This window comes from Collinsella aerofaciens (genome assembly GCF_040910245.1).
Lineage (GTDB): Bacteria > Actinomycetota > Coriobacteriia > Coriobacteriales > Coriobacteriaceae > Collinsella.
Genome location: NZ_JBDGAY010000010.1, coordinates 1 through 12184, shown reverse-complemented (window position 1 = coordinate 12184; position 12184 = coordinate 1). Strand labels below are relative to the sequence as shown.

Sequence of the window (12184 nt, the reverse complement as noted above, 5' to 3'; positions counted from 1 at the left end):
AAATACGCGGACGCCCTCATGGCCGCTCTATGCTACAAAATGTTAGGTTAATGCCCGTTATCGTTACTCGCACCCGCGCACGGTACAATGGTTGGGTTACGACCAACGTGCCAATAGCCAAAAAGGAGCCGCTATGATCGATCGCTATACCCGCCCGGAGATGGGACACATCTTCTCCCTCGAGAACAAGTACGCCATTTGGCAGGAGATTGAGGTCCTAGCCTGCGAGGCTCAGGCGGAGCTCGGCAAGATCGGTATTTCCAAAGAAGAGGCCCAGTGGATTCGCGACCACGCCAACTTTGAGAAGGCGAAGGTTGACGAGATCGAGGAGGTCACGCGCCACGATGTCATCGCCTTCCTGACCAACATGAAGGAGTACATCGACGCCGATGTTCCCGAGGGCGACCCCAAGCCTAGCCGCTGGGTTCACTACGGTATGACCAGCTCCGACCTGGGCGATACGGCTCTGTGCTACCAGCTCACCCAGGCCTGCGACCTAATCATCGAGGACGTCAAGAAACTCGGCGAGATCTGCAAGCGTCGCGCCTTCGAGGAGCGCAATACACTCTGCGCCGGCCGCACCCATGGCATCCATGCCGAGCCGATGACCTTCGGTATGAAGTTTGGCTCTTGGGCATGGGAGCTCAAGCGCGATCTCGATCGTCTTGAGGACGCTCGCAAGAACGTTGCCTTCGGTGCCATCTCCGGTGCCGTCGGCACCTACAGCTCCATCGAGCCGTTCGTCGAGGAGTACGTCTGCGAGCACTTGGGCCTGGTCCACGATCCGCTGTCCACGCAGGTCATCAGCCGCGATCACCACGCCTACCTTGCCGGCGTGCTTGCCACTACAGCGGCCACCTGCGAGCGCATCGCGACCGAGGTCCGCAACCTGCAGAAGACCGATACGCTCGAGGCCGAGGAGCCCTTCCGCAAGGGCCAAAAGGGCAGTTCCGCCATGCCGCACAAACGCAACCCCATCACCATGGAGAAGGTCTGCGGCCTGTCGCGCGTCGTGAAGTCCAACGCGCAGGTTGCCTTTGACAACGTTGCCCTGTGGCACGAGCGCGACATTTCGCACTCTTCCGCCGAGCGTGTCGCCCAGGCCGATAGCTTCATCGCGCTCGACCACATGTTCCAATGCCTCATCCGCGTTATCGACGGCCTGCAGCTGTATCCGGCTCGCATGATGGCCAACCTCAACAAGACCCGCGGCCTCATCTTCTCCTCCAAGGTCCTGCTTGCCCTTGTCGACACGGGCATCACCCGCGAGGACGCCTATGCGATCGTGCAGGAAAATGCCATGGCTACCTGGCACGAGGTGCAGGATTGTGTCTCCGGCCCCACCTTTAAGGAGCGTCTCGAGGCCGATCCGCGCTGCACCGTTAGCCAGGAAAAACTCGACGAGATCTTTGATCCGTGGGACTTCCTCACCCGCATCGACACGGTCTTCGACCGCCTGGAGCAGCTGAACTTCGAGTAGGGCTAACCTAATTCGACCGCTTGCGGATGCATTTCAACCTTTGGCGCCTTGCCCATCTTGGGTGAGGCGCTTTTTTATCGCCGCATCAGCCCCGGGTATAAAATGAAATCCGACTGCTGTTTCGATGAAGGGAGGCGTGTGCCCGGACGTATCAAGCGAGCCGCCATCGTCTCGTTTACGCTCATGCTCCTTGTCGCCGCCTGTGTGGCCGCCCTGACGTATACCGTTCGAAGCAGTTCTTCCTCCCCGAATGAAGCCGACAAAGACCTCCCGGTACTCAAAATCGGCGTTACGGATAACGACCCCTATGTGTATGTCGATACCACGGGCGATTACGCCGGTATCGATATCGACATCGCCCGCGAGGCCTGCAAGCGCGCGGGGATCAAGCCGCAATTTATCGACATATCTTGGAATGACCGTGATCGCCTACTCAAAAACAGCGATATCGATTGCCTGTGGTGCGACTATTCTCCCTGTTATCGCGAGGATAAGTATTACTGGACTGAGCCGTATTTGACCCTGACGGTTTCGGTCGCCGCCAAGAAAACGAGTGGCATCACGTCCTTGGCGCATCTCGATGGAAGCAAGACCATTGCGGTGATTGCGGGCTCGGTGAGCGAACGCCGATTGCTCGCAGGGGATCTGGAAATCTCGCCGGACGTGCAAATCAAATCGTATGGTTCTGCCGAACTCTGCAAGGCCGCCCTCGCCAAAGGGTATGTTGACTGTTGGATGGCGGACGTTCAGTCGCTTGATCGACTCGTTGCCCAGTATCCTGGCGTTTATCGTGTGTTCGCCGACAACGTTATGACGGTTGACCTGGGCGTCGCGTTTGATGATAGCTATGAGGGGGAGTACGTCAAAAACCTCGATACCGCACTGTCCGACATGGATCGAGACGGCACGATAGAGCACATTGTGGACAATTACAAGGCGGGAGCGACGACAGGCGGGCAAGGAGCGGAATCATGACAAATGACGAGCGCCGCTTTCGCCGAAAGAGTTTAGCCGCAGCGGGCATCGGCATCGTGGCCAGCGTTGCCCTACTGAGTCTGCTCTATATGGTTGGCACGCATCGCTGCCTTGATAAAACGCTTGGGTTCGGCCAGGAAACCATGGTGTTTTTAAAAAATGCCTGCGAAAAATATGACCGATATGAACAGGGAAGAAAAACCGAGGCGACGCACAATTTGGATGCGGCGCTCGAGTCGTTTGCGACGTTCTTGCCGCCTGATCGATTTGAAGTCAACGACGATCTGGTCGAGGAATATGTCCATACCGAGAGCCTTTCGGGAATGTTGGTCATGGACGCCGATGGTCATATGGTCGCCCATTACGATATCGACGGCCGCGATCCACTCATGCTGTGGCGAGAGGAGCTGGCCTGTTCGTCGATCGCATCGATGTATCGAGGGTCCAAAGTTTCCTACTCGACCGCTGTCGAGCGCCGCGGTGTCGACTTTGCCGTGAGTGCCGTTCCATACGGTGATGGGGTGGCGTTGGGGTATCGATCCCTTGCGGCTGAGCCCGCCGATGACTATTCGTACACAATCGCCGACGTCCTTGTGAACAACACGTTCCATCAGAGTCCAACAGTGCTTGTGATGCGCGATGCGCAAATCGTTTCCTCAAACGATTCGACCGTCGATATAACCCTTGCCCGGCTTCTCGCCGATAGCGGAATTGACTGGAAAGACGAGGGCGTAACACGTATCGAATATCGGGGGACCACCTTATATGCCGTGCGTGCGGCATATAAGGACTACCGCCTGTTTGCGCTATATCCCAAATCTGAGGTCATGTCTGACAGGATTTCATTTGTCGCCGCCGGCGTCTTGGTGTGCCTTGCGTTTTGGGTCGTGGTACTGTTGGCTCGAAATATCGTTGACCACCGCAATTTGGTCGAAAAGGATAAACAGCTCGGCATTATCAATGCCATAAGCGCCATCTACGATTCGACCTTCCTTTTGCATCTCGACACCCTCGAGATCGAGGGAATCAATATGTCACCGGCGATAGCGAAGATATTTGCCGAGCACAACGAGGCATATGACTTTATGGACACGGTCTGCCGGGATATCGTGAGCCCCGAAAGCCGCGAAGCGGTTGTGGGACTCGTAGATATGAAGACTCTTCGTGAACGTATGGAGGGCGTACCCTACTTGGCTGCCGAGGTGCGAGATTGTCGAGGCGCTTGGTACTCGCTACAGGTTGTCCCCCAGCATCGCGATGAGCAAGGCCGGCTGGAGTCGGTCGTCGTGGCGACGCACAATATATCGATGATCAAGCATGCCGAGGAGCTGTCATACCAAGATAAACTGACGGGGCTTCGCAACCGCAACTATCTTGAATCGCGCGGAGATAGCCTGGTAAACGAGGGCTTGCCAGTGAGCGTGATTATGGTGGACTGCAATTATCTCAAGCGGACCAACGACATCTATGGTCACGAGATGGGGGATGAGCTGCTGCGACGGACGGCGTCCGTGCTGCGGCGGGTGGCTGGCGCGGATTACCTGCCGATGCGCGTTGGCGGCGACGAGTTTTTGCTGGTTTGTCCCCATACTGACAATGAGTCTGCGCTCGGGCTGGAACAGGATCTTCGTCTTGGTCTGGCCGCGGTAAGCGATGAGGACCTGACGGTCAGCGCATCGATTGGCGTGGCGACCGTCGAGACGGCTGGAAATACGCTGGCCGATGTATATCGTGTCGCCGACCACAATATGTATCGGGATAAGCGCATGGTCCACGCACAGGGTGCGGACTGCTAATCTTGCCCCCACCAGTCCAAGCATCGTAGGATGTTGAATCGGTGCTTGCGATAATAAGTCGGCCCAGGCGGGGATAATAGACGTCTGAAATTTCTTTCTGAGAGGGGATCTCAATGATTAGTTTTGACTACAAGCCGCAGGGCGTATGCGCTCGCAATATTCACCTCAATCTCTCTGACGATGGCAGCAAGGTGCTGGGCGTCGAGTTTACCGGCGGCTGCGATGGCAACCTCAAGGCCATCTCCAGGCTGGTCGAGGGCGCTCCCGCCGATCGCGTAATCGAGGTTCTCGCCGGTAATACCTGCGGTATGAAAAAGACCTCTTGCGCCGATCAGCTTACGCGCGCCATCGAGGCCGCTCGCGCCGAGATCGCCTAATGGGCATCGCTGATCACATCAAGAACGGAATATCGCGTCGCGGCTTTGTACTCGGTGGCGCCGCTACCGGTGCTGCTGCCGTACTGGCCGGTTGTTCGAAAAAAACGGGCACGAGTGATGATGCCGCTGGCGAGCCGCAGGTTATCAAGGACGATTCGAAGATTGTCTCGATCACTGATGAGTACGAAGCTGTCGATATCGATCTTGAGCCCGCGGCCTCGTGGACGCTGCCGCTGGGCACGCTGCTGTACTACTGCGATGGAGACTACGCTGCCGCGATGATGGCACCTGCTTCTGCCCTGCATGCCAATACGCTTGGTGTGCTCAACCTGGGCGATGGCTCGCTTACCACACTTATCGAGGATCCCATTGAGGGAACCGGTTATGCGTTTTACGACGTTCGCGCGGGTGATGGCGTGTTCGCGTGGGTCGAGATGAACTTTGCCAATGCGTCTTGGAAACTCTATGCGCAAAACCTTGCGGGCTCTTCCCTCACCGGCAACGCTGTCGAGCTCGACCGCGGTGGCGAAAACTACGATCCGCCGCTCTTCACAGCGTATGGGTCGTCGGTCATCTGGTATAAGATGCCTTCGTCCAGCGGCACCAAGACGAGCAACGATTCGTACTGCTACCGTCAGTCGCCCAGTGAGTCCAAGCCTGAGACTATTTGGAAGTCAACGGGCCGTTTCGCATCCGCCCCGCGTGTGAGCGACGGCATCCTGACCATCTCGCCCCGCGTGCACAATGATGAGGGCGTCTATTACGGCATGACGGCGATCGACCTGACTGACGGCAACAACACGAAGCGAGCTCAGCTGGTGCTTCCTTCATCGGTTTCGCCTTTTGAGGCCGTGTATATGGGCGACACCTTCGTGTTCTCCATTGAGGCGGCGTATAGCGGTGTGGGTGGCCTGGGCAATATGGGCACCTATATCGGTAACGAGGGTGGGCCGTACCTCTTCCTTTCGCGTGAGCCGCTCGCGTGCGCTGCGGGAAGGAAAAACAAATACCTGGTTAAAGTTCAGGCGTCGCATTTTTTGATTGACACTTCGGCCAAGACCTACGGCTCGCTTCTGTCGCCCGACCGAGCCTTGGAGTATGGCGATTATCCTGCTACGGCGGGTAAATCGAACTCGTTCTTAACGTACGCAACGGTGCGTAACAGCCAGGGAATTCCCGAGACGGTTACCGCTCGCTTGTTCTCTCTTTAGTCTCCGAGGGGTTAAAAAGGGCTCGACAGGGGAATAAGCGCGTTGTGACTATGAGTACCGCCCGCCGAGCTATCGCGCCCATGCGATACCCGGTGGGCTCAGGTGCGTTAAAATGAGCTTGTTCTTAGCTAATTGAGACAGGGGGGCCGTGTTATGGCTTCAGATGCAAAAAAGATTCTGCTGGTCGAGGATGAGAAGGCAATCCGTGACGCTGTCGCTGCCTATCTCGAGCGCGAGGGCTATTGGGTTGTGGGCGTGGGCGACGGCCAGTCCGCTATCGAGGAGTTCGAGAAGCATCAGTTCGACCTGGTCGTGCTCGACCTCATGCTTCCTAAGATTCCCGGCGAGCGCGTTTGCCGCACCATTCGCGACACCTCGGATGTCCCCATCATTATGCTGACGGCCAAGGGCGAGATTGAGGATCGTATTATCGGCCTCGAGCTCGGTGCCGACGACTACCTGATCAAGCCGTTCTCGCCGCGCGAGCTTGTCGCGCGCGTGCGCGCCTTGTTCCGCCGTGCCCACCAGGCCGATGAGCCGGCCGTCGAGGTGCTCGACTTTGGCGATTTGGTCATTGACATCTCGGGCCACAAGATTTTGGTCGAGGGCAAGGAGGTCGACCTGACGGCTTCCGAGTTCAAGCTGCTCACCACGCTTGCCCGTCACCCCGGCCGCGTCTACAACCGCATGGAGCTGGTCGAGAAGGTGCTCGGCTACGACTTTGAGGGTTACGAGCGCACCATCGACAGCCACGTGAAGAACCTTCGCGCCAAGCTGGGCGACGACCCCAAGAAGCCCAAGTGGCTCTACACCGTCCACGGTGTCGGCTACCGCTTCGAGGCTCCGACCAAGACCGATAAGTCGGACGAGAAATAAGGGAAATCACATATGACACCTGCGCGCTTTGAAATCGGGCAAAAGCATAAGCAGGAGAACGAGGCGGGTTCCAAGGCTAGTTGGAACACGCCTCGTTCCGATTCACGGCCAACGATGAGCTATCCCTCGCGCATGGCCCTGGCTTTTGCCCTGACATCGCTCATGACGGTATTGGTGCTGGTGGGCGTAGTCTCCGTTGTATGGGGCACGGTTTTTACGGATTACACGCGCTCCAATATTGTCGAAATCGCCAATTCCGCTGCCGAAAAGTTGGCAACGTCATATGAGGAAAACGGTTCTTGGACTGCGGGGGAGCTGCGTACGGTCGCGACATCGAGTTTGGTGTCCGACGATCTTGGTATGCAGGTCGTCAATAAAAAGGGCGTCATCGTCTACGACGACTCGTGGCCCTCGGCAAGCGCTACTGCCGATGTACGCGAAAATCAGGCGACGACCGACGATGCGAGCGGAAAGAGGGCATCGCACAGCCCAGTCTCGTCTGCTCCCACCGATTCCAATAGTGTTGCCAACGTTGAGATCGTGACGTCCTCCGGCGAGCACGTGGGTCAGGTCAAATTGTGGGCGGTTGGCTCCGATGCCCTGCTCACCAGGGCAGACTCGGCATTCAGAGAGAAGACCTTTAACGCCATGGCCCTTGCCGCGGTTGTGGCCGTCTGCATCTCGGTCGTTATCGGAGCGCTCATGTCGCGCATGCTCACCAAGCCGATTCATCGTATTACCAGCACCGCCAAGCAGATTCGCGATGGAGACCTGTCCGCTCGTACGGGCTTGCGCGGCGATGATGAGATCGATCAGCTGGGCGAGACCTTCGACGAGATGGCCACCTCACTCGAAAAGGATATGAAGCACGAGAAGCGCCTGACCTCTGATGTTGCCCACGAGCTGCGCACGCCGCTCATGGCCATGCTTGCGACGGTCGAAGCCATGCAAGACGGTGTGTATCCCACCGACGACGAACACCTGGAAACGGTCGCATCCGAGACGCGTCGTCTGGCCCGTCTGGTGCAGCAGATGCTCGACCTGTCGCGCATGGAAAACAGCACCGCGCCGCTCAACCTGGAGCCGGTGGACATGGTTCCGTTCGTGCGATCGATTGTGAACGGCCAGGAGCGCCTGTTTGCCGACCGTGACCTGCGTTTACGCTTTGCAGATGAGACGCAGGGTCACGATGACGTTGTCGAGGCAGATCCCGACATGATCACGCAATGCGTCATCAACCTCTTGAGTAACGCCATGCGCTATACCCCCGAGGGGGGTTGGGTCGTGGTGTCGGTGCTCAGCGACCGCAAGCACGTCGATATCGCGGTTTCGGATACGGGCATCGGTATCGCCAAGGATGATTTGTCGCGCATCTTCGGTCGTTTTTGGCGTGCCGACGCCAGTCGCGCCCGCGAGGCGGGTGGCCTGGGCGTGGGCCTCGCCGTGACCAAGCAGATTGTCGAGCGTCATCACGGCTACATATCCGTGGAGTCGGAGCTTGGAAAGGGTACGACTTTTACGATTCATCTGCCTCGCGAGCACACGGCGGACGCGGCATCTACTACAATGGAGCACTAGCTTTTCGCTATTCGGTGAAGGAGGGGTTTCGTCCCTGCCGCTCCGAGTTTGCGAGAACGTGCGGGGAAGAACCCGCATTACTGTCGTATTTAGGTAAGGAGTGACTCACGTGACAACGATGGAGCGTCGTCCGGATTCCCGTGGCAAGGTTCGTGATATCTATGATGCCGGCGAAAACCTGCTGATGGTCGCCACCGACCGCATTTCTGCGTTCGACTTTATTCTCCCCGACGAGATTCCGTTTAAGGGAGAGGTTCTCAACCGCATCTCGGCATTCTGGTTCGATAAGTTTGCCGACATCGTTCCCAACCACCTCGTCTCCATCGACCCGGCGGATTTCCCCGAGGAGTTTGCCGAGTATCGTGACTACCTCGCAGGCCGCGCCATGCTGGTCAAGAAGGCCCAGACGATTCCTATCGAGTGCATCGTCCGCGGTTATCTGACCGGTTCGGGCAAGAAGACCTATGACGAGAACGGCACCGTCTGCGGCATTCAGCTGCCCGAGGGTCTGACCGAGGCCTCCAAGCTCCCCGAGCCGCTGTTCACGCCGTCCACGAAGGCCGAGATCGGCGACCACGACGAGAACATTTCGTTCGAGCGTTGCTGCGAGATCGTGGGTGAGGACATCGCCATGCAGATTCGCGACCTGTCCCTCAAGATCTACAAGGCCGCTGCCGAGTACGCCGCGACCCGTGGCATCATCATCGCCGACACCAAGTTCGAGTTTGGTGTCATCGATGGCAAGGTTACGCTGATCGACGAGTGCCTCACGCCCGACTCCAGCCGTTTCTGGCCCGCCGCCAGCTACGAGGAGGGCAAGATTCAGCCTAGCTACGACAAACAATTCGTCCGCAATTGGCTCAAAGCCAACTGGGATATGACGGGGGAGACCCCGCACCTGCCCGCCGAGGTCATCGATGGCACGTCCGAGCGCTATCGCGAGGCCTTCCAGATCATCACGGGCTCCCAGTTCACAAGCATGAAGGAGAACGCATAAGTGAGTACTCGTAGCGCCACGAACAAGCGCACGCAATCCCACGAAGTTACCGGGGTTGCGCGCAAGTCCGCCGCATCTGCTAAACCCGCCCGCCAGGCAGCGAGCTCCGTTCGCGTCGTGCCGGCTTCGTCTAAGGCACGCCGCAAAGAGCTCGAGAAGGGTGAAAACCTGGAAGGTCTTTCCAAGGAGGAGAAGCGCGCCCGCAAGGCCAAGCAGCGTGCTCGCGAGGATCGTATCTATACGGTGTCGAATATCCTCCTTAAGCAGGATGAGGACTACACCAAGCGCCGCCGTATCTGGTGGGCCGTGCTCGCCATCGGCATGGTACTCGTCGTGGCAATTTGGGCTTCGCTCTACTTCGCTCCCGGCGGCACGGTGTCCAGTCCCGTCCAGATGGTCGGCATCGTTTTGTCCTATGTCATCATTCTGGGTGACTTTATCTACGACTTCGTTCGTATTCGTCCCCTGCGCAACATGTACCGCACGCAGGCCGAGGGCATGTCCGAGAACAAGCTCAACGCTCTTATCGAGCGCGCGGCTGCCGAGGAGGACAAGAAGGACTCCAAGAAGAAGTAGCGTTTGTATTCATACATATCGCTAAGATATAAGGCGCGTCGTTTTAGCGGCGCGCCTTTTTACTGTTCTATAGATAGATGGAGTGGCACATGATTCGAGCTGCCCTGACGGTCGAAGAAGCTCTGGAGGGCATGAAGGCCCTGGAGCCCAAGATTAAAAACTATGCGCGCCTGGTTGTCCGCAAGGGCGTAAACGTCAAACCCGGCCAGGAGGTCGTCGTTCAGTCTCCGGTCGAGTGCGCGCCCTTTGCCCGCGTGGTGGTTGCGGAGGCTTATGCCGCCGGCGCTGGCCACGTGACGGTCATTTGGGCCGATGATGCCGTGACGAGGCTCACGTACGAGCATGTCGAGAAAAGCTATTTTGAGCAGACGCCCGAGTGGAAGCGCCTGCAGCTGGATTCCCTGGCCCAGGACGGTGCCTGCTTTATCTTTATCGAGGGTGCGGATCCTGCGGCTCTCAAGGGTATCGATCCCGCCAAGCCCGCTGCAGCTTCTAAGGCAAGGAACACGCAGTGCAAGGTCTTCCGCCGTGGACTGGACTACAACATCAACCCGTGGTGTATCGCCGGCGCTCCGGTCGTGGCTTGGGCGCGCGAGGTGTTCCCGGGAGACGCCGATGAGGTTGCAATCTATAAGCTGTGGAATGCGATTCTGCACACCGCTCGTGCCGATGGCCAGGACCCGGAGAGCGATTGGGAGCTTCATGACGCGGCGTTCGAAAAGAACTTGCGCTTCCTGAACGACAATCGTTTCGACTACCTGCATTACACCGCGGCAAATGGAACCGATCTGAGGATTGGCATGACGAAAGGTCACGAGTGGGCCGGCGGCAAGGGCAAGACGCCCGATGGACACCCCTTCTTCCCCAACATTCCCACCGAAGAAGTCTTCACTTCGCCCGATCGCATGCGCGCCGACGGTATCGTGTACTCGGCCATGCCGCTCATTCACCACGGTAACAAGGTTGACGATTTTTGGATTAAGTTCGAGGCCGGCCGCGTAGTGGACTACGATGCCCGCATGGGCAAGGCGACGCTTGCGAGCATTATTGACACCGATGAAGGTGCCGCTCATCTGGGTGAGGTCGCGCTCATTTCCAAGAACACTCCGATCCGCGAAAGCGGCGTTCTGTTCTATGACACGCTCTATGACGAGAACGCTAGCTGCCACCTTGCGCTAGGCGTCGGCTTCCCTGAGTGCATCGAGGGTGGGTATGACATGTCCAAGGAGGAGCTCTTGGAGCATGGCGTTAACGTTTCGAGCACGCATGTCGACTTTATGATTGGCACGGACGATATCGATATTACGGGCATAACACCTGATGGACGTGAAGTTGTGATTTTCCAGAACGGCCAATGGAGTTGGGAATAGTCCCAGACCGTGGTACAATGCCACCCGCGGGCCGTTAGCTCAGCTGGCAGAGCAGGGGACTTTTAATCCCAAGGTCCAGGGTTCGAACCCCTGACGGCCCACCATAGAAAAGAAAGCGATCGACTCCGGTTGGTCGCTTTTTTGTTGCCGCGGCACGGGTTCGAACCCGAAAGGGCGCGGAGCTGAGTAAACGCGTGAGCGTTTGCCAGCGCAGCGCGCAAGGCGCGAAAGCGCCGCAGCGGCCGCCTGCGGAGCAGGCTGAACCCCTGACGGCCCACCATAGAAAAGAAAGCGATCGACTCCGGTTGGTCGCTTTTTTGTTGCCGCGACACGGGTTCGAACCCGAACTTCTCTATATATAAGAACGCTTGGCGAACAAAACCTGCCTTTTACCGACGGGAAACAAATGGTTGATGCTTTTGGAGTAAAGTGGCGCTCCAGAGATGACCGATGCCTTAACACCTATAAACCAGCTGGTCATCGCCAATATCAGAAGCTGCTGCTTCGAATACGGCCTCAGTGAAGCAACTGAGGGTTCTATTCATTTGTGAACAAAATATGGAGTGCGTGATTCCCGCCCGCGGGGGCCCTCCGGTCTGGCAATATATCTCCTTGCCGCGCGGCCCGGTCGGACCGGGAACCAGCGCAGGCGTGCACCTTGAGAACCGGATACTGCGAGGATGGACACTTCCGAGTGTCGCATCCGGGCAGACATCGAACCATTTGAAATGGTCTAACTTGGATTTGTTTTTCGCAAGGCCGCCGAGAGGCGGCCCCGAGAAATTCCTTTTCCTATACTAAAACCATATGAATCGAACGGAACCGATCAGCGATGAACTGAGAGGACCGGACGGGCTCGAAGCCCAACATATTTGGACGGAGAGTTCGATCCTGGCTCAGGATGAACGCTGGCGGCGCGCCTAACACATGCAAGTCGAACGGCACCCA

10 protein-coding genes, 1 tRNA gene and 1 rRNA gene are annotated in these 12184 nt (G+C 57.7%); all 12 read left to right on the top strand.

Annotation, left to right across the window (positions count from 1 at the left end; translation table 11 throughout):
• Nucleotides 1-133 precede the first annotated feature (133 nt).
• On the top strand, nt 134-1480 hold the full coding sequence (gene purB / locus AB5Z20_RS05070; protein WP_368156532.1) for an adenylosuccinate lyase: 1347 nt from the start codon (nt 134-136) through the stop codon (nt 1478-1480).
• 138 nt (nt 1481-1618) lie between these two features.
• Complete coding sequence (locus AB5Z20_RS05065; RefSeq protein WP_368156530.1) at nt 1619-2455, top strand: substrate-binding periplasmic protein; 837 nt, start codon at nt 1619-1621, stop codon at nt 2453-2455.
• Complete coding sequence (locus AB5Z20_RS05060) at nt 2452-4251, top strand: GGDEF domain-containing protein (RefSeq protein WP_368156529.1); 1800 nt, start codon at nt 2452-2454, stop codon at nt 4249-4251. Before AB5Z20_RS05065 ends, AB5Z20_RS05060 begins: the two co-directional genes overlap by 4 nt.
• A gap of 113 nt (nt 4252-4364) precedes the next feature.
• Nucleotides 4365-4628: a TIGR03905 family TSCPD domain-containing protein gene (locus AB5Z20_RS05055; protein ID WP_349104435.1), complete on the top strand. Its 264-nt coding sequence runs from the start codon at nt 4365-4367 to the stop codon at nt 4626-4628.
• Nucleotides 4628-5839 carry a hypothetical protein gene (locus tag AB5Z20_RS05050; protein WP_368156528.1) on the top strand — a complete coding sequence of 404 codons (1212 nt, stop codon included), beginning with the start codon at nt 4628-4630 and terminating at the stop codon, nt 5837-5839. Before AB5Z20_RS05055 ends, AB5Z20_RS05050 begins: the two co-directional genes overlap by 1 nt.
• A 153-nt stretch (nt 5840-5992) precedes the next feature.
• Nucleotides 5993-6715, top strand: coding sequence for a response regulator transcription factor (locus AB5Z20_RS05045; protein ID WP_117735814.1), 723 nt, complete (start codon nt 5993-5995; stop codon nt 6713-6715).
• 12 nt (nt 6716-6727) lie between these two features.
• The gene (locus AB5Z20_RS05040; protein ID WP_368156526.1) at nt 6728-8293 is read left to right on the top strand and encodes a sensor histidine kinase; all 1566 of its coding nucleotides are present in this window, start codon (nt 6728-6730) and stop codon (nt 8291-8293) included.
• 118 nt (nt 8294-8411) lie between these two features.
• Nucleotides 8412-9290, top strand: coding sequence for a phosphoribosylaminoimidazolesuccinocarboxamide synthase (locus AB5Z20_RS05035; protein ID WP_368156577.1), 879 nt, complete (start codon nt 8412-8414; stop codon nt 9288-9290).
• Nucleotides 9291-9866, top strand: coding sequence for a hypothetical protein (locus AB5Z20_RS05030; RefSeq protein WP_196031406.1), 576 nt, complete (start codon nt 9291-9293; stop codon nt 9864-9866).
• Between the two features lie 89 nt (nt 9867-9955).
• Nucleotides 9956-11236 carry an aminopeptidase gene (locus AB5Z20_RS05025; protein ID WP_368156525.1) on the top strand — a complete coding sequence of 427 codons (1281 nt, stop codon included), beginning with the start codon at nt 9956-9958 and terminating at the stop codon, nt 11234-11236.
• A gap of 28 nt (nt 11237-11264) precedes the next feature.
• Nucleotides 11265-11340, top strand: a tRNA-Lys gene (locus AB5Z20_RS05020).
• Nucleotides 11341-12109: 769 nt separating this feature from the next.
• A 16S ribosomal RNA gene (locus AB5Z20_RS05015) occupies nt 12110-12184 on the top strand; the annotation flags it as partial.

Bases quoted from the DNA above. Each gene is read 5' to 3' on its own strand.
- AB5Z20_RS05045 (WP_117735814.1), top strand. From the start codon at position 5,993: ATGGCTTCAGATGCAAAAAAGATTCTGCTGGTCGAGGATGAGAAGGCA.
- AB5Z20_RS05055 (WP_349104435.1), top strand. From the start codon at position 4,365: ATGATTAGTTTTGACTACAAGCCGCAGGGCGTATGCGCTCGCAATATT.
- AB5Z20_RS05060 (WP_368156529.1), top strand. From the start codon at position 2,452: ATGACAAATGACGAGCGCCGCTTTCGCCGAAAGAGTTTAGCCGCAGCG.
- AB5Z20_RS05035 (WP_368156577.1), top strand. From the start codon at position 8,412: ATGGAGCGTCGTCCGGATTCCCGTGGCAAGGTTCGTGATATCTATGAT.
- AB5Z20_RS05040 (WP_368156526.1), top strand. From the start codon at position 6,728: ATGACACCTGCGCGCTTTGAAATCGGGCAAAAGCATAAGCAGGAGAAC.
- AB5Z20_RS05050 (WP_368156528.1), top strand. From the start codon at position 4,628: ATGGGCATCGCTGATCACATCAAGAACGGAATATCGCGTCGCGGCTTT.
- purB (WP_368156532.1), top strand. From the start codon at position 134: ATGATCGATCGCTATACCCGCCCGGAGATGGGACACATCTTCTCCCTC.
- AB5Z20_RS05025 (WP_368156525.1), top strand. From the start codon at position 9,956: ATGATTCGAGCTGCCCTGACGGTCGAAGAAGCTCTGGAGGGCATGAAG.